The sequence below is a fragment of the Mycolicibacterium sp. HS_4_1 genome, assembly GCF_054515875.1.
Genome location: NZ_CM137261.1, coordinates 5,556,647 through 5,583,554, shown reverse-complemented (window position 1 = coordinate 5,583,554; position 26,908 = coordinate 5,556,647). Strand labels below are relative to the sequence as shown.

Here is a 26,908-nt window from a genome sequence, read left to right as displayed (position 1 = left end):
GTCTGGGGCCTTTCGCGACGTGATGTACCCGCAGGTGGTTTACAGGTATTGCGGAAATCGTAATTCAAGACCAAAGGTATGTAAAGTATTCCTCGGTGGCTGCTGCGAGTCGGATCAGTGCCGCTGAAAGTGCGGACAGATCGCGATTAGCGGGGGATCGCGATCTGTACGCATGGCCGCCGACGGGCGGCTGTCAGGCGGCCGACTTCTCCGGGTGAGTGGTCTGCCCGCCATCGGACCCGCCGGCCTTCGGCGCCGGCTTCGCGTTCGGCGTGTCTGCGTCCGTGCCGGGCGTGTCCTTCTTCTTCGGCTTCGTCACCTTCACCGGTGGCGCGTCGGGGGCATTCTTCGGTTTGGTCGACTTGGCCGGAGGACCGTCCGGATCGGCTTGCGGCGCCGGTGATTTCACTTGCGGATCGGCCGACCCCGTCGGTTTCTGGTCGGTGTTCGATGTCGACGGTACCGAAGACTGCTCGATCGACAGGCCGGTCTTGGGGTCCGTCTTCCCGTCGACCTTCGCGTCTGTCGTCGGCTGGATGGTCGCCGTCTTCTGCTCCAGGACCGCCGGCTTGTCCTCGGCAGTCGCTGCCACCGGCGCCAAGGTGGCTGGCTTCTTGGCGGAGGCGTCGAGCGGCTTGGCGGGCGGAGGGACTGCCGGTGTGGCGGCAAGAGGAGGCAGGTGCAGCTCCGACTGCACATCGGTGACGAAGTTGTTGGCGCCTTCCTGCAGCGCGCCGGGGATCGCGCCCAGCGTCTCGATGATTCGGGACAGCGGAGTGAACAACGAGAACGGTGTGTTCTTCGCCGGATTCAGGTTCGCCCGGTCCGTGTAGCCCATGTCGACCAGCACGCGCAGCAGCGGCTCGACGGCGTCCAGCAGTGGTTTGATCACGGGCGTCAATCCGATGGCGCCGGCGCCGATGCGCAGGGGCACCAGCAGCGGCAGGTCGGGATTGTTGATGAACACGTAGGTGTCTTGTCCGCCTGCGCTGTTGGTCACCGTGGTGGTGATGGCCGGCGTGGTGCCGGGGATATACGAGTCGTAGTACGCGTCCGGGTGCGCATACATGACACCGAGCAGGCTGTTGGCCAGGGAGAGCGGATTGAAGTACGCCGGGAAATCTGCGTAGGGGTCGTACTCGTTGGTGATGAACGTGCTGTTGTAGGCCGACGGCACCGCCGGGCCCATGTTGTTCACGATGAACGGCACACTCATGCCGGGGAACCGCGCGAAGATGCCGCCGTTGGGTGCGAAGGGTGAGGCGATCATCAGGAACGACAGCTGCGAAGGAACGGGACCGGTGTTGTTGGCCAGCAGCTGCCGCTTCGCGAATTCGGCGCCCAGCGTGCCCTCCGAGTAACCGGCGACGATGATCGGCGTGGTCTGCGTGAGGATTTGGTTGTAGGTCTTAGGACCCGAGATGGCAGTGCTTGCCGACAGCTGGATCGACGCGGGGTAGTTGATCGGGTCGTAGACGTAGCCCGGCGGCACGACGGTGCCGTTGAGTTTCGCGGGGATGTTGGCCGACGTCGGGTCGTCCTTCCCGCCGATGCCGATGACCGTGCCCACCACCGACGAGGTGTGGATCAACCCGACGATCAGTCCCGTGGTGATGTTGGTGGCGGGTCCCACGAGCAGCGCGCAGCACATCGCGAACAACAGGAATGCGCGCGGCACACCGCGCGCGGCAGGACTGGTGGTCGGCCATATCTGAACTGACATCGACGTTCCCCCGACTAGGCGTGAACCGGACGCTACTCCCGTGACCAGGGCTTTAGAGGGGAATTCGCAAGTTCTCCGGGAATGCAGAACGGGTGGTGTTCCGGCAACCGGAACACCACCCGTGTCTGTGTGCGGGTACCTGCTAGGGGCAGGTGACCTCGATCTCGAAGGGCTTCTTGGTGGGCTCCATGGGGTTGGCCATGTCGACCCCGGTCGCGGTGCCGCTGATCTTGTAGGTCTTGCCGTCCTTGGTGGCCTTGGCCTCGCCGCCCGGGACACCGTCGGTGTAGCCGAGGGTGACGCCGTTGACAGCGCCCAGGCCGACGGTCTTGACGACTGGCGGGTCGGCGTCGGTCAGGGTGACGCCCAGGCCGCCCGAGGCGTTGCCGATGGCGATGACGACGTTGCCGGCTGCTGTGGTGCAACCGATCTGGCCCTGGACGTCCTGGGCCTTGCCGTCGATGCTGACCTTCGCGGTGCCGGAGCCCGCGCTGGAGTTACCCGCAGCCGACGAAGCCGAAGCCGACGCGGTGGCCGACGAGCCGGAAGACGACTTCTTGTCGTCCTTGGAACAGCCGGTCAGGCCGGCGGCCAGAACCGCGGCGCCGGCGACGGCGACAACCAAACCACGTTTCATAACTTGTGCTCCTTTGTATTGCGAACCGTCGAGATCGGCGGGTCATCCAGTGCATTATGAGGTTCGCCACCCGACTGTTCATGGAATTCACAGAAAATCCCTATAACCGTCCTGACCTGTTTGTTTCCGTGTTGTCGGCGGGCATTCGGGCGTCCGGCCGGGGAATTGATTGAATACAGCGGTGAGCCAGCCGTACTTCGAAGTCACCGCCGAACTGCCGGACCGGCGTGCCCGGGCCGGGGTCATCCATACCCCACACGGTGACATCCAGACCCCGGCGTTCATCGCCGTCGGCACCGCGGCCACGGTCAAGGGCGTTCTCCCGGAGACCATGAAAGCGCTTGGGGCGCAGGCACTCCTGGCCAACGCCTACCATCTGTACCTGCAGCCCGGGCCCGACGTGGTGGACGAGGCGGGAGGTCTCGGCGCCTTCATGAACTGGCCCGGGCCGACCTTCACGGACAGTGGTGGCTTCCAGGTGATGTCCCTCGGTGTGGGCTTCAAGAAGGTGCTGGCCATGGACACGGCCCGCTTGCAGGCCGACGACATCATTGCCGAAGGAAAAGAGCGTCTCGCACACGTCGACGAGGACGGGGTGACGTTCCGCTCGCACCGCAGCGGCGACGAGCATCGGTTCACGCCCGAGGTGTCGATCGGTATTCAGCACCAGCTCGGTGCGGACATCATCTTCGCCTTCGATGAATTGACCACGCTGGTGAATACCCGCGCTTATCAGGAACGTTCGGTGGAACGCACGCACCGGTGGGCGGAGCGTTGCCTGGCCGAACATCGGCGACTGAGCATCGAACGCGCCGGCAAGCCTGCCCAGGCGCTGTTCGGGGTGGTGCAGGGCGCGCAGTACGAGGACTTGCGCCGGCAGGCCACCAAAGGGCTGGTCGGAATCGTCGACGAGGACGGCCGGGGCTTCGACGGTTACGGCATCGGCGGCGCGCTGGAGAAGCAGAATCTCGCGACGATCGTCGGCTGGGTGACGGACGAACTGCCGGCCGACAAGCCCCGGCACCTGCTGGGCATCAGTGAGCCGGACGACCTGTTCGCCGCCATCGAGGCCGGAGCCGACACCTTCGACTGTGTGTCACCGTCGCGGGTCGCCCGCAACGCGGCGATGTATTCGGTGACGGGCCGCTTCAACGTCACCAACGCGCGGTTCAAGCGCGACTTCAATCCCATTGACGCCGAGTGTGATTGCTACACCTGCGCCAACTACACCCGGGCGTATCTGCACCACTTGTTCAAGGCCAAGGAAATTCTGGCGGCCACGCTGGGCACCATCCACAACGAACGGTTCATCATCCGGCTCGTCGACCAGATCCGGGCCGCGATCGGGGCGGGGGAGTTCGACGAGTTGCGCGACCACGTGCTGGGGCGTTACTACGGGTCCAGATAGGGAACCACCTGCGACGATCCCGCGCTGTGCACAATTGCTTGTATGACTGGCGCACCGGGAGTGATCGATCCCCAGACCCTGCTACTGGGGTTGATGGATCCGGGCAACCGCGCTGACCCGTACCCGCTGTATGAGCGATTCCTCGACGCCGGCCCGCTGGCGCTGCCCGACGCGAACGTGGTGGTGTTTCCGGGCTTCGCCGAGTGCGACGAGGTGCTGCGGCACCCGGCGTCCGCCAACGACAGGTTGAAATCGACGGTGTCGCAGAAGCAGATCGCCGCAGGACAGCGTCAGGCCCGGCCGTTCGGCGAACCGGGCTTCCTGTTCCTCGACCCGCCGGACCACACCCGTCTGCGAGGACTGGCGCAGAAGGCGTTCGCGCCCAAGGTGATCAAGGCGCTCGAGGCCGACATCGTGGCCATGGTGGACGGCTTGCTCGAGGGCGTCACGGGCACCATGGACGTGGTGGCCGACCTGGCCTATCCGCTGCCGGTCGCGGTGATCTGCCGGCTGCTCGGGGTGCCGATGGCCGACGAGCCGCAGTTCAGCCGCGCCTCGGCGCTCTTGGCCCACGGACTGGACCCGTTCGTGGCGGTGAACGACGGGACGGCCGAGGACAATACGGATTTGATGGAGGCCGGGCTGTGGTTGCGCGGGTATCTGCGTGATCTGATCGCCGAGCGCCGCAGTTCGCCGGGCGAGGACCTGATCTCCGCGCTGATCGCCGCCGAAGAGGACGGTGACCAGTTGACCTCCGAAGAGATCGTCGCGACCTGCAACCTGCTACTGATCGCCGGGCATGAGACGACGGTGAATCTGATCGCCAACGCCGCGCTGGCCATGCTGCGGCACCCGCGCTACTGGGCGGAGTTGGCGGCCGACCCCGCGCGCGCGTCGACGATCGTCGAGGAGACGCTGCGCTTCGACCCGCCGGTACAGCTGACCAGCAGAGTCGCCGTCGAGGACATCCAGATCGGTGGCGTCGCCGTGCCGCGGGGCGACATCATGATGCTGCTGCTGGCTGCCGCGCAGCGTGATCCGCGGATGTTCGACAGGCCCGGCGAGTTCGACCCGGACCGCGCCGTGATCAAGCACCTGGCCTTCGGCAAGGGCCCGCATTTCTGTCTCGGTGCGCCGCTGGCGCGGCTGGAGGCGTCCGTCGCGCTCTCGGCGCTGGCGGCACGGTTCCCCGACGCGCAATTGGCGGGCGAGCCCGTCTACAAGCCCAACCTGACGCTGCGCGGTCTGGCCACCCTGCCGGTCACCGTCTGATCCCGGCTACGCTCGCGCGTATGCCTTCAGTTCTCGTCACCGGTGCCGGCCGCGGCATCGGCCTGGCCATCACCCAGCACCTCGCCGCGACCGGGTGGGACGTCATCGCCGGGGTGCGCTCCAAAGCCGACGCCGCGGCGGTCGTGGCGCTGGCCCCGCAACGGATTTCGGCCGTGATCCTCGATGTCACCTCTGACGACGATGTCGACGCACTGGCAGCGGCTCTGCCGGACCGGTTGGATGCCGTGGTGAACAATGCGGGCATCGTGGTGGCCGGCCCCGTGGAGACGCTGACGCCCGCGGACTGGCGGAAGCAGTTGGACGTCAATGTGGTTGGTCAGTTCGCCGTGACCGCGGCGGTGCTGCCCAAGTTGCGGGCGTCCCGTGGTCGGGTGGTGTTCATCTCCAGCGTCAACGGGCAATTGTCGGCGCCGATGCTGGGTGCCTACGCGGCGTCGAAGTTCGCGTTGGAGGCCGGAGCCGAAGCACTGCGAATCGAACTGCGGCCCTGGAACGTTCCGGTGGTGGTCGTCGAGCCCGCCCAGACCGATACCGACATGTGGCGCAAGGCCGACGACATGGTGGTCGAATTGGAATCCGCGACCTCACCCGCGCACCACGCTCTGTACGGCCGGCACATCGCCGGGATGAAGAAGATGATTCCGCTGTCGCAGAAAATGGCGGTCGACCCGGCGAAAGTCGTTGCCGTGGTGGAGGAAGCGCTCACCGCGCGGCGGCCCAAGCCGCGGTATGTCGTCGGGTTGGGGCCCAAGCTGCAGGCTGCGCTGATGACGAACATCCCGGCATCGGTGCGAGGATTCTTGCTGGCCAAGGTATTCGGAGTGCCGCGCCGGGTGTGAGGCTCTGCCTAAGTACCTGAGTGCAGTCGCGATCTGTCGGTGATTGTTGCACAGGCGGGGCTCTGGCGTTTGCAAAAGGTACCTGGACTCAATCAGGGTGGCGGCTAGGGCCTTGTGATTGATGCCGCGTACTTGCCCCGGGTCCCCCGGCAGCTGGCGGAGTCCACCCGCTGAGCGCTCGACTAGCAAATCCCCTGTGGTAGTTGAGATTGCGATAACGCAGCAAGAGTTCGAGTAGCGATGTGCGTAGACGCACAGTCGACGTGCCTAGCCTAGGGCCGGAAAATCCACGGCTCGCGGGGAAGTCTGGCCGGATCGAACTCGGCCAGCATGCCGTCGAGTGTGGTAGCGGTATAGCCCAGTGACGCCGCGATCTGTGCCATCGCTGATTCCGGTCCGATCTCCGAAACCGTCACCGCGCCATCGCGCTTGGCCAGCCGCTTACCGTCGGCGTTGAGAACCAGCGGGACGTGCGCGTAGACGGGCTGCGAATAGCTCAGCAGCGCAGCCAGATACGCCTGCCGCGGGGACGACGGCAACAGGTCGTCGCCGCGCACCACCTGGTCGATGCCCTGGGCGGCGTCGTCCACCACCACGGCCAGGTTGTAGGCCGGCACGTTGTCGCCGCGGCGCAGCACGAAGTCGTCGACGACACCGGTGTACGTGCCGTGCAGCAGATCGGTGACGGTGTATTCGTTTGTTTCCGAACGCAATCGAGTGACGGGCGGGCGGCCCGCGGCGCGGCGCGCGGCGCGCTCGTCGGCACTGAGATCGCGACATGTGCCGGGATAGGCGCCTTCGGGCGCATGTGGCGCCCGGGGTGCCTGCTGGATGTCCTTTCTGCTGCAGAAGCATTCGAACGTCAGGCCGCGTGCGGTCAGCTCATCGACGACAGCGAGGTAGCGGGCCTCGTGTGCGGTCTGGTATTCGGGCGGTTCGTCCCAAGTCAGTCCGACAGACGCCAGATCGTCCAGTTGCCGTTGGGCCACGTCGGCGAACGTGCGATCGTCCAAATCCTCCACGCGCACCAGAAAGCGGCGGCCAGTGGACCGCGCGAACAACCACGCCAGCACCGCGGTGCGCACGTTGCCGATGTGCAGGTCGGCGGACGGACTCGGCGCGAACCGGCCGGCGGGTGAGTGGGACACGACCGCAATGTAACGCGCCGGGCGATGAGATTGCCCACCCGCGCCGGTCTACGTGACTATGGAAACTGTGGACCTACCCGTGCAGCCGCCGATAGACCCCATGCTCGCCAAGGCCGCCGCGAAAGTGCCGGATGAGGCGGGGTGGTCCTACGAGCCCAAATGGGACGGGTTCCGGGCCCTGGTGTTCCGCGACGGCGACGAGGTGGTGCTGCAGTCACGCAACGGAAAAGAACTGGGCCGGTACTTCCCGGAACTGGTCGCGGCGTTGCGGGACGAGGTCGCGCCGCGCTGCGTGCTCGATGGCGAGGTCGTGGTGCCGCGGGAAATCCACGGCCGCATCCGGCTGGACTGGGAGTCGCTGAGCCAGCGCATCCACCCTGCGGCCAGCCGGGTACAGATGCTTGCCGAACAGACTCCCGCGCACTTCATCGGCTTCGACGCGCTGGCCGACGGCAGTCGGAGCCTACTGGCCGAGCCATTCCGCGTCCGTCGGGCAGCGCTGCAAGAACTGGTGAGTGAGAAGCAGTGGTGCCATGTCACGCGGACTACCGAGGACCCGGAACAGGGTGCACACTGGCTGACCACGTTCGAAGGCGCCGGTCTAGACGGTGTGATCGCCAAACGGCTTGACGGTCCCTATCTGCCGGGCAAGCGGGAGATGGTCAAGGTCAAGCACGCCCGTGACGCGGATTGCGTGGCCATCGGCTATCGCATCCACAAGAGCGGTGACGGCATCGGGTCGATACTCCTGGGCCTCTACAACGGCGGCAACCTCCACATGGTCGGTGGCGCAGCGTCTTTCAGCGTCAAAGACCGGATCGCACTGCTCGCTGAACTGGAGCCGCTACGAAAGGGTGACGCGCAGGACGGCGAGCCGAGCCGCTGGAATTCGGCGGCCGACAAGACCTGGATTCCGATCCGTCCGGAGAAGGTGTGTGAGGTGGCGTACGACCAGATGGAAGGAAATAGCGTGCACGGCAGACGATTCCGGCACACGGTGAAGTTCCGGCGCTGGCGTCCGGACCGGGATCCGGAGAGCTGTACGTTCGACCAACTCGACGTGCCACTCAACTATGACCTGTACGACGTCCTGGAGAATTCATAATGGCAAGCGCCGCGGAACAACTCGATGTCGACGGCGTAGCCGTCAGGTTCACCAACCCTGACAAGGTGTACTTCCCGCAGTTGGGGAGCAAAGGCACCAAGCGCACGATGGTCGACTACTACCTGGCCGTCGCCGACCGGATTGTGACGCTGCTGCGGGACCGGCCCACCCACTTGCAACGGTTCCCGGATGGCATCGAAGGGGAGGAGATCTACCAAAAGCGCGTCCCGGTAAAGCATCCCGACTATCTCGAGACCTGCCGGGTGACCTTCCCGTCGGGCCGTACCGCCGATGCGCTGAAGGTGACGCACCCCTCGGCCATTATCTGGGCCGCGCAGATGGGCACCGTCACGTTGCACCCGTGGCAGGTCCGGTGCCCGGACGTCGAGCACCCTGACGAGTTGCGCATCGACCTGGACCCGCAGCCGGGTACCGATTTCAAAGACGCCCGCGAGATCGCGACCGGTGTGCTCAAGCCGATCCTCGACGAGCTGGGCCTGACCGGTTATCCCAAGACGTCCGGCGGGCGTGGGGTGCACGTCTTCGTCCGGATCAAACCGGAGTGGGACTTCATCGCCGTGCGCCGGGCCGGTATCGCGCTCGCCCGCGAGGTGGAGCGGCGTGCGCCCGACGCGGTGACGACGTCATGGTGGAAGGAAGAGCGAGGCGAGCGGTTGTTCATCGACTACAACCAGAACGCCCGGGACCGGACCTTCGCATCTGCGTACTCGGTGCGCAAGACGCCGATCGCCACCGTGTCGACGCCGCTGTCGTGGGCTGAGCTAGCCGACGCCGATCCCGACGACTACACCATGGCCACCGTGCCGAAACTGCTTGCGCAGCGCGACGATCCGTGGGCCAGTATCGACGACGTCGCATACTCCCTGGAGCCGCTGCTCGAGATGGTGCGGGCCGACGAGGACCGCGGACTGGGTGACCTGCCCTACCCGCCGAATTATCCGAAGATGCCGGGCGAGCCCAAGCGGGTGCAGCCGAGTAAAGACCGGGACTTGAAAGGTTCCTAGAACCTCACAGGGAACTCGGGTGCCGGTGCGGTGCGGTACCGGAGTGGCTTGCGGGGCGAATGACGGGTATGTACGTGATGTCCCGATGAGTCGCTGACGCATGCTGACGGATATTGACGATCGCCGCTGTTCTGATGGGGTTCACTGGGTAGATTGCTGCCCATGACTGGAAGCTGGGGCACGGTGTTGACCGGGCTTGTTCCGCTCGGACTGGTGGTGGCACTGTCGCCGATCACTGTCATTCCGGCGGTGTTGGTCCTGCAGGCGTCGCGGCCCCGGCCGACGGGCCTGGCGTTCCTCGCCGGCTGGGCGGTGGGCCTGGCGGCGGTGATCGCGGTGTGCGTCCAGTTGTCGCATTCGCTCAGCGACGCGCACAAGGCGCCGCCGGAGTGGGCTTCGTGGCTACGGGTGGTGCTGGGCGCGGCACTCATCGTCTTCGGCATCTATCGCTGGTTCACGCGGCACAACAGTACGGACTCGCCGGGCTGGATGAAGAAGATCGCGACCGTCACTCCCACGCGTGCGGCCGCGATGGGTGCGGCGCTGGTGGTGGTGCGCCCCGACGTCGTATTGATCTGTGTGCCAGCCGGATTGGCGATCGGCACCGCCGGGCTAGGGCTCGAGGGCGACTGGTTGGCGGCGGCCTTCTTCGTGATCGTCGCCGCGTCGACGGTGGCGATTCCGACGCTGGCTTACGCGATTGCCGGTGATCGACTTGATGACACGATGCGACGGCTCAAGGACTGGATGGAGAAGAACAACGCCGCGTTGATGGCCGTGATCATGGTCGTCATCGGCGCGATGGTGCTTCATAACGGCGCGCGTGCGCTCGGGTGGCTCTGAAACCTCGAGCATTTCTGCGCGCATGCCGGTCCGAAAACTGTTCTCTCATAACGGTGTTGGGTGATTGCGGTTGCGCGCTACGTGGTTACCGGCGCGTCGGGACGCGGTTGTGGCCGTCGTTCTATGGTGATCACCGGGCGGCAAGGTCTTGTCCGGGCCGGGTGAGGTAGGGCGGCGATAGGGGCGTCGATTGCCGGTGCCACCGGTGATCCAGGCCCGTTCGGCCTCACTGAGTCCGCCCCAGGTGCCGTACGGTTCTTGCACCCGCAAGGCGTGGGCGCGACATTCGGCCATGACCGGGCATTGCCGGCACATCTGTTTGGCGCGGTTCTCGCGGGCTGAACGGGCCCGTCCCCGTTCGCCGTCGGGTGAGAAGAAAGTGCGCCAGTCAGCACCGCGGCAGGAGGCCCGCAGTTGCCAGTCCCACACGTCGGTGTATTGGCCGGGCAGCTGTTGAGGCAATGTCACGGGCCACCATCCTTTCTCGTCCGCTGGTGTCCTGTCAGGGACCGCCAGTGATCAGCCGACGGTGAACGACCACTGGCTGTGGACCTCGTCGCCGTCGGCGGAGGTGTTGTGCCAGTGCACGGTGTACTCGCCCGGGATCAGCGCGGGTCGCAGCGCGACGCTGTAGGTCGCTCCGGACCCCTTCAGTGGGCCGGTGGTCCATTCCGCGTGGTCAGGCCCGATCACCCAGATTTGGGGGTTCTTCACCGCTTCGTTGTAGGTGATCGACACCTGGGTCGGGGACGGTCCGGTGGAGCTTTCGGCCGGGGTGGTGGCCACCACCCAGTCGTGCGCGGACGCGATTGCCGGGGTCAGCACGGCCGTTGCGGTCATGACCGTCGCGGCGGTCATCCAGCGCAGGGGTTTCATGTGGATCACTTTCGTTCTGGGGCAGTCCGCCGGGCCCGGTAGCGGTTCAAACGGTGGTAAACCGGGGGCATGCCACAGTTCGCCACGTCGGATAGTCGGCGTGGTCGGATGGTTAGTTCCGCGATCGAGCTGTCAGTTTGCTGGGAACGTGATCATCGGCCGGTGCCCACGACCGGTGCAGCCGCGACACCACCGCGCGGCGGTCAGTTCTTGCGGCGTGCCACCGCGAGGTTGGCCACGCCCAGCAGGAGCGCGACCAGCGCCACCCCCAGGGCGGTGATGGGCAGCCATGACGGTGCCGGCCCCGCCGGCGAGGGTGCGGTGGTGGGGGTCGGAGCTCCGCTGTTGGTCCCGGCGGAGGTCAGGGACAGCACCGGTGCGGGGTGTTCCGGCTCAGCGCCGCCCGCTGTGGTCGTTTCGTTCCAGTTCACCACCGTGCCATCGCTATACGTCTGGACTGTGGGCATGATGATCGACGGTGCTTTGGGGAGGGGGCCCGCCGCGAGGCTGAAGGTGTCGAACAGGTTCGGTGCGATACCAGGGTGCCCTGGCGCGGCTTTCCATTCGACAGTGGCGATGTAGTCGCTAACTTTGTTGCCGTCGTCATCTTTCTGCGGTGTGGGCAACGTTTTGTGGGTGACGGTCACAATCCAGCCCGGTTTGTCCTGCGCGGTGACCGAAATGATCGGGTGATCGGCCGGCAGGGTCACGACCAGGCCGGTGGTGGATGCGGTGGCTGATTCGGTGGGCACCCGGAACGTCAGAACCCCGAAACCGCCCGGTGTGGTATCGGTTCCGGACACTTTCACGTGCGCTGCTGCCGTGCCGGCGGGCGCCAATATCGCCACCGCCACCGCCACCGCGGCGGCCACGCTCCGTTGACGTGTTCCCATGGGTACTCCTGTCGGCCGTTGGCGTCTGCACCCATGCAACGCATGGGTTCTATTAGTCGTCTGCGGACCTGGTCTGGTTCCCGGATCACTCGATCGCGTCCCCGGATGCTCCAGTCATCCGTTCGGGCGGATGCCGCAGGCCGTTTCGGCTGCTGGCCACCGCCGGTTCGCGGTGATACGTTGCGTATCTGAAAGTCGTAGGCGGCGCGGAATCCGGTGCAATTCCGGTGCGGTCGCGCCACTGTGACCACCCGCGTCGCGGCTTACGTGGCGAGGGTGGGAGCCAGACCCGTCCGCCTGCATCGCCCACGACGGGGACGCGTGATCCCCACGGAGGAACCGCGTGTCTGAATCAGTCCAGTTGTCTCCCAGGGTGTTTCGCCGAATCACTCAGGCATGGGAGCGCCATGATTGGCGGGAATTCGCGGCCCTGGCCGCCGCCATCGTGGCCTTGCACCTGGTCGGGTTCGGTTCGCTGATGCTGCTGGTGGCGCCACACCATTACCAAGTGGGCACACAGGTGTTCGGGGTCGGGCTGGGCGTCACCGCGTATACCTTCGGGCTGCGGCACGCTTTCGACGCCGACCATATTGCGGCGATCGACAACACCACCCGCAAGCTGACCGCCGACGGCGCCAGGCCCAAATCGGTCGGCTTCTGGTTCGCCATGGGCCACTCGATGACCGTGCTGATCATGGCGCTGCTGGTTCTGGCGGCCACCACCGTCGCCGGGGTGCTCGAAGACGACGACTCGGCGGCTCGGCACGACCTGGGCATCGCCGGAACCCTCGCCTCGGGTTTGTTCCTGTGGCTCATCGGCATCGTCAATATCGTTGCCCTTGCCGGGATTTGGCGGGTGTTCACCAAGCTGCGCCGCGGCGAGTTCAACGAACACGACCTCGAAAAGCAGCTGGATAGCCGCGGCTTACTGGCCCGTATCCTGCGCCCGGTCACCAATCGCATCACCCGCCCGATCCATATGCTGCCCGTCGGGTTGCTGTTCGGGTTGGGCTTCGACACCGCGACTGAAGTGACCTTGTTGGCGCTGGCCGGGACTGGCGCCGCTGCCGGTCTGCCGTGGTACGCGGTGTTGACGCTGCCCGTGCTGTTCGCTGCCGGGATGAGTCTGATGGACACTGCGGACGGCCTGTTCATGACCGTGGCCTACGACTGGGCGTTCGCCGAACCCGTCCGCAAAATTTTCTACAACCTCACCATCACCGGTCTGTCGATCGCGGTGGCGCTGCTGATCGGCACCATCGAACTCGTTGGGGTGCTGCACAACAACGCGGTTTGGGTCAATCCGGTGAGCGATTGGATCAGTGGCCTGGACCTGAACAACGTCGGCTTCATCATCGTTGGTCTGTTCGCGGTCACGTGGCTGGTCGCGATCGGGTACTGGCACCTCGGCGGTGTCGAACGGCGCTGGGCGGCTGGGTCCGCCGGCCGGTAGAACGGCGGGAATCGGCATCGGCCACCAACCGCAACCGCGCCACTCGACAGGACCTCGCGCGGGCCTTCTCGGTCCGCCGACGCGGGCCTAGCATCAGATGCATGACCAGCGATGAAACGCAGGAAGCCACCGGCTGCGGGAACCCGAATTGCACCTGTGAGAACTGCGAATGCGGTTCGGAATGCAGCTGCGGTACCGACACCGCGACCTGACAACCGGCACAGAGCACGTGTGCCGTCGTCGAACCGAGGGGCGAGCGTGCTGCCGCATGGGCCGATTCCGCAGACTGTCGGCGGCAAGGGTTCCCGTGGGCACCGTCGCGCGGATGCCCAGGTCAGAGGCCTGAGCATCCGCCGACAGCGTGGAGAAAGAATTGTGGGCTGGCGCGAAACGTTCCGCACCAGCCCGCTGAGCTTTGCAGCTCAGTTAGACCGCAGTAACTCCGGTCGCAGCCGGGCCCTTGCTGCCCTGACCCACCTCGAACTCGACCCGCTGGCCCTCATCGAGGGTGCGGAAGCCGTTGCTCTTGATCTCCGAGTAGTGGACGAACAGATCCTTGCTGCCGTCGTCCGGAGTGATGAAGCCGAAGCCCTTCTCACTGTTAAACCATTTCACAGTTCCCTGTGGCATATACCAACTTCTCTCATGTAGAGCAGGACGTTAGGAAGAAACGTCCGCCCGGAATCTTAGCTCAGACAGTTGCGTCTGTGCACCCTGAACAGCGCATATCGATGTCAGGTGTGAATGGGTGGTTCGGCGGGTATGGGAACCGCACAGGAGTACGCCGGCCTCCGCCCGCTGCCGGCCCGGCCTGGAAGTGACGGACATGCGACTGGTTGCGGCCGTGTGCGCAGCGGTTTTCGTCCTTTTTGCGGTCGCCTGTACGCCCGTGCACCGCGTTGACCTGGGCCGGGACGCGGGCTATCTGATCGCCGCGATTTCCGGCGAGCCCGACCAGCTAGACCCTCAGAAGACCAGCGCCTACTTCTCCTTCGAGGTCCTCGAGAACGTCTTCGACACCTTGGTCGAGCCGGACGCCGATCTGGCCATGCGGCCGGCCCTCGCACAGTCCTGGGATACTTCGGCTGATCAACTGGCGTGGACGTTCCATCTGCAGCCCGGGGTGACGTTCCACGACGGCAGCTCGCTCACCGCGTCCGACGTCGTCTACGTGTACCGCCGGATCATCGACTACGTGATGTCCCGGATACCGACATGCTGCTCGCCGTGTCCCATGTGGACGCGAGGTTCCCCGTGGTCACACCGACGGGCGGATGGTCGTTCACGCGGTCAAAGACGTGTCGTTCCACATTCGGCGGGTGCCTACCCGGCATCGTGACCGACCGGGGACGATTGGCTGATGCGCGCGGTGATCTTCGAGCAGTTCGGCGGGCCGGTGGACGTCCGGTCGGTCGCGGACCCGACGCCGTCACGCGGCGGCGTCGTGGTGCAGGTGCACGCGACCGGCTTGTGCCGCAGCGACTGGCACGCCTGGGCCGGACACGACGACGGCGTCGCCCTCCCGCACGTGCCCGGTCATGAGCTGGTCGGGGAAGTGGTCGCAGTGGGCGCCGACGTTCGGCGCTGGCATGTCGGTGATCGGGTCACCACGCCGTTCGTGTGTGGGTGCGGAATCTGCGAATGGTGTGCCGGTGGTCAGGCGCAGGTGTGCCCTGACCAGACCCAGCCGGGTTTCACTCACTGGGGTTCATTCGGTGAATACGTCGCCCTGCATGCGGCCGACACGAATCTCGTTGCGGTGCCCGAGGTTATCGACGACGCCGCGGCAGCGGCGCTGGGCTGCCGGTTCGCCACCGCCTACCGGGCGCTGCGCGCTCGCGCCGATGTGCGGCCTGGCGAGTGGGTCACGGTGATCGGTGCCGGAGGGGTAGGGCTGAGCGCGGTCCAGGTGGCGGCCGCCGCCGGCGCCAACGTCATCGCCGTCGACCGCACCCCGGCGGCACTGGAGCTGGCGCGAAGCCTCGGCGCCACCGAAACCGTGCTGGCCAACGGTTCTGACGTGGCTGCCGCGGTCCACGAGCTCACTGGCGGTGGCAGCCATGTCGCGGTCGACGCGGTCGGCACCGCGGGGACGTGTGCCGACGCTATTCACAGCCTGCGTCGGCAGGGACGTCACGTTCAGGTGGGTCTGCTGCCCAACGTCGACGGTCATCCGCAGGTGCCGATGGATCGCGTAATCGCCTGGGAATTGGATGTTCTGGGCTCGCACGGGATGGCCAGTGCCGACTACCCCGAGATGCTGGAGTTGGTCGCCGCGGGTAAATTGCGCCCGCAAGCGCTGGTCGAGCAGGTGGTGGGGCTGGCCGAAGGCGCCCGCCTGCTCCCGGAGTTCGGTGCCGCCAGCCCTGTCGGCGTCACTCTCATCGACCCGCGTCAGCCCTGACGGTCAGGGGACGGGCACGCCTTCCCGAAGGAAGTACACGCCGGCGATGGTGCCGTCGGGGTGAATCTTGACCCGGAACTGGCCCGGCATGCGATCCATCTGCAGCGGCACATTGACCACCGTCAGGTCGCCACGGGTCGTGTCCTCGGGACCGCCGTGGGACTGGAACGCCCCGAACGTGCGCTGGTAGCCGTCCCACACCTGCTGTAATGCCTTGGGGGACAGGCGCTTCTGCAATTCAGGGTCGAAGCGGGCGGTGACGGCGGCGTAGTTGCCCGCCGCGATGTCGTCGATCGCCGTCATCGCCACCTGGTCGGGGGCATCGGCCGCCAGCGCGGTTGGTGCCATCCCGAGTGCGGCGCCCGCGCCGATCCCGAGCGCGGTGATCGCGGCCGGCCATGTGTTCCGACCCTGATGCTTGGACTGTTCTCCCCGCCACATGACGGCCAGCCTATGCGCTCGCGTCCGGCGTGCCATTGACGAGACCCCGGGTACCGCCTAGTTTGACTACACACGTTGTCAACGGTGACAAGGAGCGAGAAAACGATGTCTCTGCCGATCCCGGCCCGTCATCCCGACGGCCCGCAGCCGGTACCCGCGGCGATCAGTTCGTTCGCCGCCATGCTGGCCATCGGAAAACCCGATGCAGCGCAGTGGCAGCGGCTGGGTGAGCGCCTCAATGTCGGCGACGAGCCCATGGACTCCTTGGTCGCCTGGATGTCGGAGTCGGGCATGAAGCAGCTGCGTCCGCTCTTCAACCAGGCGCTCGCCGACGGTATCGCCAGCGTGCCGGAGGCGCCGGAGCCGTTGCGTCGGTTCTTCGAATCGCTCGAGGCCACGCCGGACTGGGTTGACCATGACGCGCTGCGCATCGGGCAGCGCACGTTGCGCCGCGGCGGCGCGGACGGCATGTACATCGCTCGCGACGTGGCGCTGCTGGGCGGCTACCAGTTCTCCGGGTTCAATCAGACCTTGTTGCGGACCAGAGCCCTGGAAAAGGGGTCCAACCAGCGGTTCGCCGAGACCATGCAGTGGGCACTCGATGTGATAGACGACGGTGGCCTGGACAAGTTCGGCTCGGGCTACCGGTCCACGATCCGCGTGCGGTTCGTCCATGCCATGGTGCGCCGGCACGTGCCGGCGATGCCGGACTGGCGCCCCGAGCAGTGGGGCCTGCCGGTCAATCAGACCGACATGGCGGCCACACTCGTCGGGGCCCTGATCGCGCCCGTGCTCGGTGGGCTGGCGATGGGCATCCTGGCTACGCCTGCCGAGTTGAGCAGCGTCGCTCATCTCACCCGGTACGTGGGCTGGCTGATGGGTGTGCAGGACGAATGGCTGCCGCGATCGTTCCGCGACAGCGTCCGCATCCTGTATCAGACCTCCACCGCGCTCGCGGTCTCCGACGAGACCACCAAGCAGTTGTCGGTGCCGATGGCGAGTGACCCGCTGGCCTGGCATTACCGCGCTGCGACCGGTTTTCGCCGACGACTGGCCTGGGCGCAGCATCTGTCGGTCACGACTGCCTTCCTGGGTCCGCGGGTGATGCGCACGCTAGGGCTGCCGGCCTACATGCCGCCGTGGTATCCGGTGCTCCGCATTCCGGTCAACGGCGTCCGCAGCATTGCGGCGCTGGTCCTGCCGGGCGGTTCGGAGCGAGCGGCCGACCGCGGGTCACGTGAGCAGAAGGCGCTGCTGCACACGATGACCGGCGCGGACCAGGCCACCATCGGGGCGTCTGCATCCCACCTTCGGGGCGTGGCCTGAGCACTACGGCAGAGGCGCGACGGTGGCGAGGTAGGCCGGCTCGACGGGGGACGGGTCGCGCCAGGCATGGCTACCGGACATCAACGCGATGGTGAACGCCTCCAGCAGGCCGACCACGACGACAGGCCACAACGCGCCGGCCAGAACGCCGGTGAGCAAGGGATGGTCGGGCGGTTGCTCGTCACTGCTCAACCGCCGGCCGACCAGATGCGTCGCCAGGGACACCACGGCCCACATTGCTGTGTACGCCTCCATGTAGAGGTGGACCACTGGGCTACTCCCCTTTGAGCTGGTGACCGCCGCGCTAACAGCTGTGACCGAAGGCTCATTGACATGCTGAATGTGTCGTCAATCTAACTCGCGAAAACGCGCCCGCCAAGGACCTTGGCGGCCAGCAAGACGCCATTACGGTACGCCGAGGAGCGGTGGCAAATCGTCATAGCGGGAAGTACCCGGCAGTACTGCTAGCCAGCTACTTTGACGGGCTAGTAGATTTTCTTGCCAGAAACTTGCGTGTCAGGACGTCAGCACGGCCTTGCCGGTGTGCTGCTGTCCGGCGCGGTCGATCCAGAACAGGTCGACGACGTCGCCGGGATAGTGCCGATCCAGCACGCTGGTAAGCGCGCCGGCCGAGCTCACCGTGACGGCATCGATGCTCACCAGCACGTCGCCGGGGAGCATCCCGGCGATTTGCGCGGGCCCACCGCTGATCACGTCGCGGATCAACACGCCGGGCAGCTGAGAGTGCTCATCTGTGCCACCGACACCGACGCCGAGCAGCGTGGGCTGTCCGATGTGGATGTTGTTCGACACGGTGCCGGCCCGGATCTGCGCAGCGGTTGCCAGCGCTTCGTTGATCGGGATCGCGAAACCCTCACCGCCCGGACCCATGCGGTAGTTCAGCGTCGCCGCCGTCGTCATCCCGACGACCCGGCCGTCGGCGGCGACCAAGGGTCCGCCCGAATCGCCGGCCCGCACCGGGGCCGCGAATTGGATCAGGCCCGTCACCTGCTCCGAACTGCCCGTCAACTCGTCTTTTGCGGTGATGCTGCGGTTCAGACCGATCACGTGTCCGGCCTCGTGGGTCAGCGAGCTGCCGCTGCCGTCCGCGTTGCCCAGCGCGACCACCTCGTCGCCGACAGCCAACTGGGTGGAGTCTCCGATCGGCGCCACCGGCAGATCGGCTGCGCCGCGCAGCTGCAGCACAGCGATGTCGTGATGCCGGTCGTAGCCCACCAGGTCCGCGCGGTACGGCCGCCCGCCGACGGTGGCCGTCACCTTGTCGGCACCCTGCACAACGTGGAAGTTCGTCAGCAGCCCGCCACCCGGGTCCAGCACGAAGCCGGTCCCGGCACCGATGGCGTGCTGGTAATTGATGATGGTGTCGACGCGCGCGGTCGCGGGTTCGACGGCGGCTTCGGCAGCGGACGGGTCGGCGTGGGCGGCTGGAGCGACGCTGATGGTGGCCAGGCCGACGGCTGCCGCGACGACCGCGGTGCCGAATCGGCCGCCGAAGCGGAACCCGCCCATGTGCTGTCCTCCGGACTGCGAGGTGATGGCCGTGTGACCGGACCCTTAGGCTCCGCGCCCGAACAACCCGGAACCCTTGCCGGAGCGGCGGTTGCGCAGCTTACCGGCGGGCGCGTCATCAGTGGCCTTTTCTTCAGCCTCGTCCTCATCGGTGTCGGCGGTCTCTTCGCCGGACGTCTTGGCAGCTTCATCGGACTCGGCGTCGTCGGCGTTACCGGCGTCGGCGGTCTCGGCGGCCTCGGTTGCCGCTTCGCCCGCCTCCGCAACGACCTCTGAGGCGGTCTCGTCGCCGGCTTCGGCGGTGCCGGCTGAGGCCTCATCGGTGGCCTCGTCATCCTTGCGCCGGCTGCGGCGAGTGCCGTCCTTGACCTTCAGCGGAGCTGGGGGCGGCGGCGGCAGTTCGGCGACAAAAGCCAGGTAGAACCCGAGTGCGGCGAGCAGGGCCAGCCCGGCCGCGCCACCGTAGATGCCGAACAGCCAGGTGCCCGCCTGATCCAGGGTCAGCCAGATCTCGCTGATCGCGGCACCGATGATCAGGACGCCGGCGACGATGTGCAGGACGATCGACCAGGTGCGCAGAGACAGTGCCAACTCGGGGGTGCCGTACTCGGGCTGGGCGGTGCGCTGGCGGGTGAACAGGACCGGCAGCGCCGACAACGCGACGACGAGGCCGCAGACGATGCGCATCGCGGTGCCGAGAGCGTGCGACCAGTCGCCGGTCAGCTCATTCCAGCGGGGCAGGGCGAAGAAGAAGAAGAGCAGCCCGGCGAGCACCAGGAATGACGCGTGCCAAAGGATCGCTACCGGCCGCCGCATGCTGCTCCTCGAGGTTTTTCGCTCCGATGTGGGTCCGGGGTGCGACCGGCTTGTCAGCTGGTCGCACCCCGGACCGAGTGCGGAGGATAGGGGATTTGAACCCCTGAGGGCTGTTAACCCAACCCGCGTTCCAGGCGAGCGCCATAGGCCACTAGGCGAATCCTCCGTCGACAAGGGTACCCGACCCGGATCCGACGCCCTACCGGCGTGCCACTGGGTGGGTACTACACTCATGGCCGGACCCCGCGCGGCGTCCATCCTGTGAACTCCCCCAGGGCCGGAAGGCAGCAAGGGTCAACGGGCTCTGGCGGGTGCGCGGGGTCCCCTATGTTTTCGCGATCTGATGCGAGAGGCGCGCCGTGTCGTTTCTGTCCCTCGGCCGTGACGAATTGCAGGCCCAACTCGAACTGCAGCAGCGCAATTACGCCGAGCTGCAGGCCCGCAATCTGACTCTCGATCTGACTCGGGGTAAGCCATCAGCGGAGCAGCTCGATCTGTCGAACGCCATGCTGGGCCTGCCCGGGGACACCCCGGGCTCCTACCTGGATTCCACCGGCACCGACACCCGCAACTACGGCGGCCTTCACGGCCTGCCCGAGCTGCGGGCCATCTTCGGTGAGCTGCTCGGCCTGCCGGTGCCGAACCTGATCGCCGGCAACAACGCCAGCCTGGAGCTGATGCACGACGTCATCGTGTTCTCGTTGCTGCACGGTGGCGTCGATTCGCCGCGGCCTTGGATCGAGGACGTTGCGAGTTCCGGTCTTAGGTTCCTGTGCCCGGCGCCGGGGTATGACCGCCACTTCGCGATCACCGAGAGCTTCGGCATCGAGATGATCCCGGTGCCCATGCTCGAGGAGGGCCCGGACGTCGACCTCATCGAGGAACTGGTCGCCGCCGACCCGGCGATCAAGGGCATGTGGTGCGTGCCGGTGTTCGGCAACCCGACCGGTGTCACCTACTCCTGGGAGGTCACCCGGCGGCTGGTTCAGATGCAAACGGCCGCACCGGATTTCCGGTTGTTCTGGGACAACGCCTACGCCGTGCACACCCTGACGCACGAATCGGTGCCGAACATCGACATCGTCGGGCTGGCCGCGACCGCGGGCAACCCGAACCGGCCGTACGTCTTCGCCTCGACGTCCAAGATCACCTTCGCCGGAGCCGGCGTCAGTTTCTTCGGTGGCTCGCTCGGCAACATCGCGTGGTACCTGCAGCACGCAGAGAAGAAGACCATCGGCCCGGACAAGGTGAACCAGCTGCGGCATGTGCGCTTCTTCGGCGACGCCGACGGCGTGCGGCTGCACATGCAGCGGCACCAGGCGCTGATGGCGCCGAAGTTCGCGGCGGTCGCCGAAATTCTCGACGACCGGCTCAGCGAGTCGAAGATCGCGTCGTGGACCGACCCCAAGGGGGGCTACTTCGTCAGCCTCGATGTGTGGCCGGGCACCGCCAAGCGCACCGTGGCTCTGGCGAAGGATGCCGGCATCGCGGTGACCGCGGCCGGCGCGTCGTTCCCGTACAAGAAGGATCCGGACGACAAGAACATCCGGATCGCGCCGACGTTCCCGTCGCTGCCGGACCTGCGGGTCGCCATCGACGGCCTGGCGACGTGCGCGCTGCTGGCTGCGACCGAGGTACTGCTGAAGGATTGACGCCGGGCGGGCCGGCACTCCGGATTGGCTCTGAACTGCAGTCGAGCCTGACTGCACGGCGATTCGCGGGCGGATTTCCCACCACCACGTCAGGTTCGCGGAAGCTGAGCTTGTTGGTAGCGGCTATAGCCGGTCGACGACGTCCTTGGCCGCTTTCAGGCCCATCCCGGTTTCCTCACGCAGACGTTTGATGGCCTGGATCTTCTGTCCAGAGGCCGCCAGCCGCCAGACTTCCTGGCTGACCCCCGCGCCTGCGGACGGTTGCGGTCTGGCCGGCGGCGGCGGCGAGCTCACACTGCCGCCGTGGCCGACGCGTTCCAGGACCGCCACCCGGCGTTCCAACTCGGTGAACCGGTTCAGCAGATCGTCGTACGAAACATCGCCGGAGTGCCCGAACAGTGCTAAGCCGGCCAGTGTCGCCGATCAGGTAGGGCTGTGCCATGCGGAGCGTCAGACTCGCTCGGTAGCCTTCTCCCGTGGCTCTCTACCGCAAGTATCGACCGGCAAGTTTCGCTGAGGTAGTCGGGCAGGAACATGTCACCGAGCCGCTGTGCAACGCGCTGGAATCAGGGCGGATCAACCACGCCTACCTGTTCTCCGGGCCGCGCGGCTGCGGTAAGACGTCGTCTGCGCGCATCCTGGCCCGGTCACTGAACTGCGAGGAGGGCCCGACGGCCAACCCGTGCGGGGTGTGCCATTCGTGTGTGGCGCTCGCGCCCAACGGGCCGGGCAACATCGACGTCGTCGAGCTCGACGCGGCCAGCCACGGTGGTGTCGACGACACGCGTGAACTCCGGGACCGCGCGTTCTACGCACCGGCACAGTCGCGCTACCGCATCTTCATCATCGACGAAGCGCACATGGTGACCAACGCCGGTTTCAACGCGCTGCTGAAGATCGTCGAGGAGCCGCCGGAGCACCTCATCTTCGTGTTCGCGACCACGGAGCCGGAGAAGGTGCTGCCGACCATCCGGTCGCGCACGCACCACTACCCGTTCCGGTTGCTGCCGCCGAAGACCATGCGCGGGCTGCTGGAGAAGATCTGCGCCCAGGAGGACGTGGGCGTCGACGACGCGGTGTACCCGTTGGTCATCCGGGCCGGCGGCGGCTCGCCCCGCGACACCTTGTCGGTGCTCGACCAGCTGCTGGCCGGCGCCGAGCAGAACCGTGTGGTCTACCAGCGGGCGCTGTCTCTGCTGGGAGCGACGGACCTCGCGCTGATCGACCGCGCTGTCGACGCACTGGCCGCGGGCGACGGTGCCGCGCTCTTCGGAGCCGTCGAGTCGGTGATCGACGCCGGGCACGACCCGCGCCGATTCGGCACCGACCTGCTGGAGCGCTTCCGGGATCTGATTGTGCTGCAAGTGGTTCCGGATGCCGCGGCGCGCGGTGTGGTCGACGCGCCGGACGACGTCATGGAACGCATGCGGGACCAGGCTGCCCAGATCGGCACCGCGACACTGACCCGCTACGCCGAGGTGATGCATGCCGGCCTGGGGGAGATGCGCGGCGCGACGGCACCCCGGCTGCTGCTCGAAGTGGTGTGCGCCCGGCTGCTGTTGCCGTCGGCCAGCGACACCGAAGCCGCTCTGCTGCAACGGATCGAGCGCATCGAGACGCGGATGAACGTCTCGATCCCGGCGTCCGAGGGTGGGGTCGCCGCCGCGCCGCGTCCCGCTCCGGCGGCGGTAGTGACGCCAGGTTCTGCTCACGAATCGTCGGCGGAAGCTCCGCCGAGCCTGTCCACGCCGGCCGCTGACGCAGGCTTGGGTGCCTCGCGATTCACGCGGAGAAGCCAAGCGCCGCAATCGGTTTCTGCCGCTGAACCGGCGCCTGAGCCGACGCCGCCGGCGCCCTCGGCACCTCCGGTGTCACGGCCCGAGCCGCGTCCGGCCCCCGAACCCGCGCCGGTTCAACGTGAAACATCGCCTGAACCGGCCCCGGCTCCCGCACCCGCAGCCCCGGCGGCGCCGGCGGCCCCGGCACCCGCGCCGGCCGCGGCTTCGACTGCTGGGCCCGGCGAGCCCGACGCGGCCGCGGTGCGCACCATGTGGCCGACGGTGCGCGAGAAGGTCCGCGCCCGCAGTCGCTCACTGGAAGCCATGCTGATGGAGGCGACGGTCCGTGGCATCGAGGCCGACACCCTGGTGTTGGCGCATCCGGCGCCACCGCTGGCGAGACGACTCAGCGAGCAGCACAACGCCGACGTCATCCGCGAGGCGCTCAAGGACGCGCTCGGGGTGAACTGGCGGGTGCGGTGCGATGCCGGTGCCGCGCCCGCGGGTGCGGCCGGGGCCCCGCCGGCCGGTGCCGCCCCGGCGTCGACGCCGCGACCCGCAGCGCCGACGCCCGAGCAGCAGGCCGCCGTCGAGCGTGCCGAAGAAGAGGACATGCTGGCCGATGCCGCCAACGACCGTGGCACGGACGTGCCCCGCCGTGATCCCGAAGAAGTGGCGCTGGAGCTGCTCAAGAGTGAGCTGGGCGCCCGGCCGATCGGGGAGTAGTAGGGCGGCGAAACCCGTCAGCGTGCGTGGGAATCGCGAAAATCGCCCGCGGGGTGGTCTGGATGCGCAGTAGCGATACCCGCTGGGCTGGTGTGTCGGTTTTCCGACGGCACTTGCGATTGGGAGCCGTCAGCTTGGGCTGACCATGTCAGCTGATGGTGACAGGTCCTGACCGAACATGTCCCAGGGGAGCACGGCGCCCGCTGCGTTGACGCACGGTGGTGTCGGAGCCCGCGCTCAGGGCGTCCACCACGGCCGCAGCGGCAGCCCGCCGTCGGCGCCGTGGTCGTCCAGCTTGACGGCCAGAACCTGGTGCAGTTGAACCACATTGGTCTCGAAGCCCACGCGGGAGCCGGCCATGTACATGCCCCAGACCTTGGCTGTGGCCAGTCCGACCTCGGCGACGGCTTCGTCCCAGTTCCGGACCAGGTTGGCGCACCAGTCGCGCAGCGTCAGGGCGTAGTGCTGGCGCAGGTTCTCCTCGTGCAGGACCTCCAGTCCGGCGTCCTGGGCCGTGGCGATGATCCGGCCGGAGCCGGTCAGTTCCCCGTCGGGGAAGACGTACCGGTCGATGAAGCCGCCGACGCTCCTGGCGTGGTTGTGCGGTCGGGTGATGCAGTGGTTGAGCAGCAGCCCGCCGGGCCGTAGCCGGTCGCGCAGGAACTGGAAGTAGGCCGGGTAGTTGGCGATACCGATGTGCTCGGTCAGGCCGATCGACGACACCGCGTCGAAGTTGTCCGCCCGTACGTCGCGGTAATCACCATGGACGACGCGGGCGTGCTCGGTCAGACCCTCGTCGGCGATCGCGTGCTGGGCCCAGTCGGCCTGCGCCGCGGACAGTGTCACGCCGGTGGCCTGGACACCGCGCCGGGCGGCGTACCGGACCATGCCGCCCCAGCCGCAGCCGACGTCGAGCAGTCGGTCACCGGGCTGCAACCGCAGCTTGTCGAACACCAGCCGGTACTTGTTCTCCTGGGCTTCTTCGAGCGTGGCGTCCGGGCGCGGGTAGCAGGCGCAGGTGTAGGTCATCGACGGGCCGAGCACCCGCTCGTAGAACGCGTTGGACACGTCGTAGTGGTGGTGGATGGCCTCAGCGTCCCGGATCCGGCTGTGCCGCAGCCCTTCCGCAATCCGCCGCCATTTCGGTAGGGCCTCTTGCGGCGGCGGGGCAATCGGCAGCAGGTGCTCGTATCCGATGGACCGCACGATGTTGGCCAGCACCCGGATCGGCGGGCGCTTGAACTGCAGCTTGTCGGCAAGCGCTTTGAGCAACTCGTAGGGGTCGCCCGGATGTACGCCGAGTGCCGCGAGATCACCCGCGACGTAGGCGCGGGCCAGGCCCAGGTCGCCGGGTGCGGTCGCGAGGTAGGTGGTGCCCCGGGGAGTGAGCAGGCTCAAGCCCAGTGCGGCGTCCTCGGGGCCGGCGGAACTGCCGTCGTACGCCTCGAATTTCAGGGGCAGCCGACCGCTCGAGAAGCTCTCCAGCACTTCAGCCAGAGTCAGCTTGCCGTCGGTCGTACCGCGGTCGTCAGTAGTCGTCATTGCCGTTGTACCGCCTTCGCATAGAGGTCCAGTAGCCGCGATTCGGGGTCGTAAACGTCCTTGACCTTCCGGTACTCCGCGCCGCCGTAACGCCTGTCGAAATCCTCGGGCGAATAGAACGATTCGGAGTACAGGGATTTGTGGCCGCCGCATTCGTCGACCTTGCTCTCGATCAACCGGTTCGTCTCGCCGGCCTCCCGGCCGGCCGGCACCGATGACCAGAACCCGACGTTGACGTAGTTGCGGTGGGGCTGGATCGGATACAGCGGCCACCCGGTGTCACCGCGTAACCGCAACGGGCACAACCAGATCGGGGTGATGGGCACCCGCTCGAGAAACCACTCGAGAAAGTCGACGACGCGCTCGACCGGCACCTCGACGTCCTGCACCACGCGCTCGCGCAGGGGCTGCTTCGGGGCGAAGATGCTCCGCCGTTCGATCCGGTCGGCGATGTGGAAGCGCTGGTCCAGGCCGACCAGCTTCCAGTACACGCTGCTGCGTCGGTACCGCCGGGGCCACAACCGCCGCACGAGCGGACGTTGTGCACCGAAGGCCCCGGAGCACCAGAACCAGTCGGTGTCCCAGCGCCAGAGATAGTCATGCGTGGTGAGCCGGTCGTGTCGTTCGCCGGAGTCGTGCTGGATGGACCGGTAGAAGATGCGCTGTCCGGTGTAATCGCTGACCGGGCCGTCCGTCCCGGTCTTCATCCCCAGGCACAGATAGCTCTCGTCGGGGCCGAAGACGACGCCGTCGAGATAGTCGACCGGGACGCCGTCATGGCCGCCGGTGTCGAGGATCCGCTGCAGCTCGCCGACCAGATCGGTGAGCCGGTGGAAGCGCAGGTGCCTGAGCTTGACGAACGGCCGCACGGGTTCCAGCTCGATCCGTAGCCGCACCGAATAGCCCAGCGTGCCATAGGAATTCGGGAAGGCGTAGAACAGGTCGGAATGGGTGTGCGGGGAAGCCTGGATCAGCTCGCCGGCCCCGGTGAGGATGTCCAGCTCCAGCACGGACTCGTGCGGCAGGCCGTTGCGGAAGGACGTCGACTCGATGCCCAGCCCGGTGACGGCGCCCCCGAGGGTGATGGTCTTGAGTTGCGGAACGACCAAAGGCGCCAAGCCGAACGGCAGCGTCGCCGCCACCAGAGTCTCGTAGGTGCACATGCCCTGGACGTCGGCGGTACGGGACTCGGTGTCGACCGCGAGGACGCCGTCGAGCCCGGAGACGTCCAGCCCCTTGGTCTTGGTGCGTGACCGGGCGCGGAACAGGTTCGATGTCGGTTTCGCCAGCCGCACCGTCGCCCCCTGCGGGATGGCGCGGTAGCTGTCCAGCAGCCGCTGCACGGCCGCCTCGTGGGCGGCCGTCGCGTCGGTCGCGACAGCGGTCACACATATACGCTAGACCGAGACCGCGGTCCTCGCGACCGCACAGTGAAGCCACGAACAGGAGT

Annotated in this window: 25 protein-coding genes, 1 tRNA gene, 1 other RNA gene and 1 pseudogene; 13 read left to right on the top strand and 15 right to left on the bottom strand. The window is 66.9% G+C overall.

Features of this window, described 5'->3' with window-relative positions:
• Nucleotides 1–193 precede the first annotated feature (193 nt).
• Both ACX12F_RS26925 and ACX12F_RS26920 read right to left on the bottom strand, forming a co-directional pair.
• A complete protein-coding gene (locus tag ACX12F_RS26925; RefSeq protein WP_459367291.1) occupies nucleotides 194–1,723 on the bottom strand; it encodes a PE-PPE domain-containing protein in 1,530 nt (509 codons plus the stop codon).
• A gap of 142 nt (nucleotides 1,724–1,865) precedes the next feature.
• Nucleotides 1,866–2,360, bottom strand: a complete 495-nt coding sequence (locus ACX12F_RS26920) for a lipoprotein LpqH (protein ID WP_459367290.1) — start codon at nucleotides 2,358–2,360, stop codon at nucleotides 1,866–1,868.
• Nucleotides 2,361–2,541: 181 nt separating this feature from the next.
• Here ACX12F_RS26920 and tgt point away from each other — a divergent pair, with 181 nt between their 5' ends.
• From tgt to ACX12F_RS26905, 3 genes are read left to right on the top strand one after another with little or no spacing between them, the layout of a single operon-like run.
• Nucleotides 2,542–3,768, top strand: coding sequence for a tRNA guanosine(34) transglycosylase Tgt (gene tgt / locus ACX12F_RS26915; RefSeq protein ID WP_459367289.1), 1,227 nt, complete (start codon nucleotides 2,542–2,544; stop codon nucleotides 3,766–3,768).
• A gap of 42 nt (nucleotides 3,769–3,810) precedes the next feature.
• Entirely contained in the window at nucleotides 3,811–5,040 is a 1,230-nt protein-coding gene (locus tag ACX12F_RS26910) for a cytochrome P450 (protein ID WP_459367288.1), read from the top strand.
• A 20-nt stretch (nucleotides 5,041–5,060) separates the two neighbouring features.
• On the top strand, nucleotides 5,061–5,900 hold the full coding sequence (locus ACX12F_RS26905; RefSeq protein WP_459367287.1) for an SDR family NAD(P)-dependent oxidoreductase: 840 nt from the start codon (nucleotides 5,061–5,063) through the stop codon (nucleotides 5,898–5,900).
• A 272-nt stretch (nucleotides 5,901–6,172) separates the two neighbouring features.
• Here the strand turns inward: ACX12F_RS26905 and gluQRS are convergent, their stop codons facing one another.
• A complete protein-coding gene (gene gluQRS / locus ACX12F_RS26900) occupies nucleotides 6,173–7,048 on the bottom strand; it encodes a tRNA glutamyl-Q(34) synthetase GluQRS (RefSeq protein WP_459367286.1) in 876 nt (291 codons plus the stop codon).
• A 58-nt stretch (nucleotides 7,049–7,106) separates the two neighbouring features.
• Here gluQRS and ACX12F_RS26895 point away from each other — a divergent pair, with 58 nt between their 5' ends.
• The 3 genes from ACX12F_RS26895 to ACX12F_RS26885 all read left to right on the top strand — a co-directional run bounded on the left by ACX12F_RS26895 (nucleotide 7,107) and on the right by ACX12F_RS26885 (nucleotide 10,021).
• The gene (locus ACX12F_RS26895) at nucleotides 7,107–8,153 is read left to right on the top strand and encodes an ATP-dependent DNA ligase (protein WP_459367285.1); all 1,047 of its coding nucleotides are present in this window, start codon (nucleotides 7,107–7,109) and stop codon (nucleotides 8,151–8,153) included.
• Nucleotides 8,153–9,178 (top strand): non-homologous end-joining DNA ligase, encoded by a 1,026-nt coding sequence (gene ligD, locus ACX12F_RS26890; protein ID WP_459367284.1) that lies wholly within the window; start codon nucleotides 8,153–8,155, stop codon nucleotides 9,176–9,178. The genes ACX12F_RS26895 and ligD overlap by 1 nt, the downstream gene beginning before the upstream one ends.
• A gap of 162 nt (nucleotides 9,179–9,340) precedes the next feature.
• Entirely contained in the window at nucleotides 9,341–10,021 is a 681-nt protein-coding gene (locus tag ACX12F_RS26885) for a GAP family protein (protein ID WP_459367283.1), read from the top strand.
• Nucleotides 10,022–10,192: 171 nt separating this feature from the next.
• On the opposite strand, the pseudogene ACX12F_RS26880 reads toward ACX12F_RS26885, so the two are convergent.
• The 3 genes and pseudogenes from ACX12F_RS26880 to ACX12F_RS26870 all read right to left on the bottom strand — a co-directional run.
• Nucleotides 10,193–10,489, bottom strand: a pseudogene (locus ACX12F_RS26880) (WhiB family transcriptional regulator); the annotation flags it as partial.
• A 51-nt stretch (nucleotides 10,490–10,540) separates the two neighbouring features.
• Nucleotides 10,541–10,897 (bottom strand): copper resistance CopC family protein, encoded by a 357-nt coding sequence (locus tag ACX12F_RS26875; RefSeq protein ID WP_459367282.1) that lies wholly within the window; start codon nucleotides 10,895–10,897, stop codon nucleotides 10,541–10,543.
• A gap of 203 nt (nucleotides 10,898–11,100) precedes the next feature.
• The gene (locus ACX12F_RS26870) at nucleotides 11,101–11,790 is read right to left on the bottom strand and encodes a YcnI family protein (protein ID WP_459367281.1); all 690 of its coding nucleotides are present in this window, start codon (nucleotides 11,788–11,790) and stop codon (nucleotides 11,101–11,103) included.
• A gap of 343 nt (nucleotides 11,791–12,133) precedes the next feature.
• Between ACX12F_RS26870 and nicT the strand changes: the two genes are divergently transcribed.
• Entirely contained in the window at nucleotides 12,134–13,243 is a 1,110-nt protein-coding gene (gene nicT / locus ACX12F_RS26865) for a Nickel transporter NicT (protein WP_459367280.1), read from the top strand.
• A 426-nt stretch (nucleotides 13,244–13,669) separates the two neighbouring features.
• On the opposite strand, the gene cspE is transcribed toward nicT, so the two are convergent.
• Nucleotides 13,670–13,873, bottom strand: a complete 204-nt coding sequence (gene cspE, locus ACX12F_RS26860) for a transcription antiterminator/RNA stability regulator CspE (RefSeq protein ID WP_043402873.1) — start codon at nucleotides 13,871–13,873, stop codon at nucleotides 13,670–13,672.
• Between the two features lie 196 nt (nucleotides 13,874–14,069).
• Here cspE and ACX12F_RS26855 point away from each other — a divergent pair, with 196 nt between their 5' ends.
• On the top strand, nucleotides 14,070–14,582 hold the full coding sequence (locus ACX12F_RS26855; protein WP_459367279.1) for an ABC transporter substrate-binding protein: 513 nt from the start codon (nucleotides 14,070–14,072) through the stop codon (nucleotides 14,580–14,582).
• A 21-nt stretch (nucleotides 14,583–14,603) separates the two neighbouring features.
• On the top strand, nucleotides 14,604–15,647 hold the full coding sequence (locus ACX12F_RS26850; RefSeq protein WP_459367278.1) for a zinc-dependent alcohol dehydrogenase family protein: 1,044 nt from the start codon (nucleotides 14,604–14,606) through the stop codon (nucleotides 15,645–15,647).
• A 3-nt stretch (nucleotides 15,648–15,650) separates the two neighbouring features.
• Here ACX12F_RS26850 and ACX12F_RS26845 read toward each other — a convergent pair whose 3' ends face one another.
• Nucleotides 15,651–16,088, bottom strand: coding sequence for a DUF3887 domain-containing protein (locus ACX12F_RS26845; protein WP_459367277.1), 438 nt, complete (start codon nucleotides 16,086–16,088; stop codon nucleotides 15,651–15,653).
• Nucleotides 16,089–16,193: 105 nt separating this feature from the next.
• Here ACX12F_RS26845 and ACX12F_RS26840 point away from each other — a divergent pair, with 105 nt between their 5' ends.
• Nucleotides 16,194–17,414, top strand: a complete 1,221-nt coding sequence (locus ACX12F_RS26840) for an oxygenase MpaB family protein (protein WP_459367276.1) — start codon at nucleotides 16,194–16,196, stop codon at nucleotides 17,412–17,414.
• Between the two features lie 3 nt (nucleotides 17,415–17,417).
• Here the strand turns inward: ACX12F_RS26840 and ACX12F_RS26835 are convergent, their stop codons facing one another.
• From ACX12F_RS26835 to ACX12F_RS26820, 4 genes are all read right to left on the bottom strand, one after another.
• On the bottom strand, nucleotides 17,418–17,684 hold the full coding sequence (locus tag ACX12F_RS26835; RefSeq protein WP_459367275.1) for a hypothetical protein: 267 nt from the start codon (nucleotides 17,682–17,684) through the stop codon (nucleotides 17,418–17,420).
• 246 nt (nucleotides 17,685–17,930) lie between these two features.
• A complete protein-coding gene (locus ACX12F_RS26830) occupies nucleotides 17,931–18,944 on the bottom strand; it encodes a S1C family serine protease (RefSeq protein ID WP_459367274.1) in 1,014 nt (337 codons plus the stop codon).
• A gap of 45 nt (nucleotides 18,945–18,989) precedes the next feature.
• Entirely contained in the window at nucleotides 18,990–19,760 is a 771-nt protein-coding gene (locus ACX12F_RS26825; protein WP_459367273.1) for a lipid uptake coordinator LucA, read from the bottom strand.
• Nucleotides 19,761–19,840: 80 nt separating this feature from the next.
• Nucleotides 19,841–19,926: transfer RNA gene (locus tag ACX12F_RS26820), tRNA-Ser, on the bottom strand.
• 68 nt (nucleotides 19,927–19,994) lie between these two features.
• On the opposite strand from ACX12F_RS26820, the gene ffs reads away from it, so the two are divergent.
• Together ffs and ACX12F_RS26810 are read left to right on the top strand one after the other, a co-directional pair.
• Nucleotides 19,995–20,091: signal recognition particle sRNA small type (ffs, locus tag ACX12F_RS26815), an RNA gene on the top strand.
• Between the two features lie 28 nt (nucleotides 20,092–20,119).
• On the top strand, nucleotides 20,120–21,412 hold the full coding sequence (locus ACX12F_RS26810) for an aspartate aminotransferase type Ic (RefSeq protein ID WP_459367272.1): 1,293 nt from the start codon (nucleotides 20,120–20,122) through the stop codon (nucleotides 21,410–21,412).
• A 123-nt stretch (nucleotides 21,413–21,535) separates the two neighbouring features.
• Here the strand turns inward: ACX12F_RS26810 and ACX12F_RS26805 are convergent, their stop codons facing one another.
• Nucleotides 21,536–21,754: a ribosomal protein L7/L12 gene (locus ACX12F_RS26805; RefSeq protein WP_459367271.1), complete on the bottom strand. Its 219-nt coding sequence runs from the start codon at nucleotides 21,752–21,754 to the stop codon at nucleotides 21,536–21,538.
• A 134-nt stretch (nucleotides 21,755–21,888) separates the two neighbouring features.
• Here ACX12F_RS26805 and ACX12F_RS26800 point away from each other — a divergent pair, with 134 nt between their 5' ends.
• Nucleotides 21,889–23,916 (top strand): DNA polymerase III subunits gamma/tau, encoded by a 2,028-nt coding sequence (locus ACX12F_RS26800; RefSeq protein ID WP_459367270.1) that lies wholly within the window; start codon nucleotides 21,889–21,891, stop codon nucleotides 23,914–23,916.
• A 237-nt stretch (nucleotides 23,917–24,153) separates the two neighbouring features.
• On the opposite strand, the gene ACX12F_RS26795 is transcribed toward ACX12F_RS26800, so the two are convergent.
• A complete protein-coding gene (locus ACX12F_RS26795; RefSeq protein ID WP_459367269.1) occupies nucleotides 24,154–25,458 on the bottom strand; it encodes a class I SAM-dependent methyltransferase in 1,305 nt (434 codons plus the stop codon).
• Nucleotides 25,455–26,846, bottom strand: coding sequence for an FAD-binding oxidoreductase (locus tag ACX12F_RS26790; protein WP_459367268.1), 1,392 nt, complete (start codon nucleotides 26,844–26,846; stop codon nucleotides 25,455–25,457). The genes ACX12F_RS26795 and ACX12F_RS26790 overlap by 4 nt, the downstream gene beginning before the upstream one ends.
• Between the last annotated feature and the right edge of the window lie 62 nt (nucleotides 26,847–26,908).

Excerpts from the sequence above, each read along its gene's own strand:
- ACX12F_RS26925 (WP_459367291.1), bottom strand. The coding sequence starts at position 1,723 with ATGTCAGTTCAGATATGGCCGACCACCAGTCCTGCCGCGCGCGGTGTG.
- ACX12F_RS26920 (WP_459367290.1), bottom strand. The coding sequence starts at position 2,360 with ATGAAACGTGGTTTGGTTGTCGCCGTCGCCGGCGCCGCGGTTCTGGCC.
- ACX12F_RS26910 (WP_459367288.1), top strand. The coding sequence starts at position 3,811 with ATGACTGGCGCACCGGGAGTGATCGATCCCCAGACCCTGCTACTGGGG.
- ACX12F_RS26905 (WP_459367287.1), top strand. The coding sequence starts at position 5,061 with ATGCCTTCAGTTCTCGTCACCGGTGCCGGCCGCGGCATCGGCCTGGCC.
- ACX12F_RS26895 (WP_459367285.1), top strand. The coding sequence starts at position 7,107 with ATGGAAACTGTGGACCTACCCGTGCAGCCGCCGATAGACCCCATGCTC.
- ligD (WP_459367284.1), top strand. The coding sequence starts at position 8,153 with ATGGCAAGCGCCGCGGAACAACTCGATGTCGACGGCGTAGCCGTCAGG.
- ACX12F_RS26885 (WP_459367283.1), top strand. The coding sequence starts at position 9,341 with ATGACTGGAAGCTGGGGCACGGTGTTGACCGGGCTTGTTCCGCTCGGA.
- ACX12F_RS26875 (WP_459367282.1), bottom strand. The coding sequence starts at position 10,897 with ATGAAACCCCTGCGCTGGATGACCGCCGCGACGGTCATGACCGCAACG.
- ACX12F_RS26870 (WP_459367281.1), bottom strand. The coding sequence starts at position 11,790 with ATGGGAACACGTCAACGGAGCGTGGCCGCCGCGGTGGCGGTGGCGGTG.
- cspE (WP_043402873.1), bottom strand. The coding sequence starts at position 13,873 with ATGCCACAGGGAACTGTGAAATGGTTTAACAGTGAGAAGGGCTTCGGC.
- ACX12F_RS26855 (WP_459367279.1), top strand. The coding sequence starts at position 14,070 with ATGCGACTGGTTGCGGCCGTGTGCGCAGCGGTTTTCGTCCTTTTTGCG.
- ACX12F_RS26850 (WP_459367278.1), top strand. The coding sequence starts at position 14,604 with ATGCGCGCGGTGATCTTCGAGCAGTTCGGCGGGCCGGTGGACGTCCGG.
- ACX12F_RS26845 (WP_459367277.1), bottom strand. The coding sequence starts at position 16,088 with ATGTGGCGGGGAGAACAGTCCAAGCATCAGGGTCGGAACACATGGCCG.
- ACX12F_RS26840 (WP_459367276.1), top strand. The coding sequence starts at position 16,194 with ATGTCTCTGCCGATCCCGGCCCGTCATCCCGACGGCCCGCAGCCGGTA.
- ACX12F_RS26830 (WP_459367274.1), bottom strand. The coding sequence starts at position 18,944 with ATGGGCGGGTTCCGCTTCGGCGGCCGATTCGGCACCGCGGTCGTCGCG.
- ACX12F_RS26825 (WP_459367273.1), bottom strand. The coding sequence starts at position 19,760 with ATGCGGCGGCCGGTAGCGATCCTTTGGCACGCGTCATTCCTGGTGCTC.
- ACX12F_RS26795 (WP_459367269.1), bottom strand. The coding sequence starts at position 25,458 with ATGACGACTACTGACGACCGCGGTACGACCGACGGCAAGCTGACTCTG.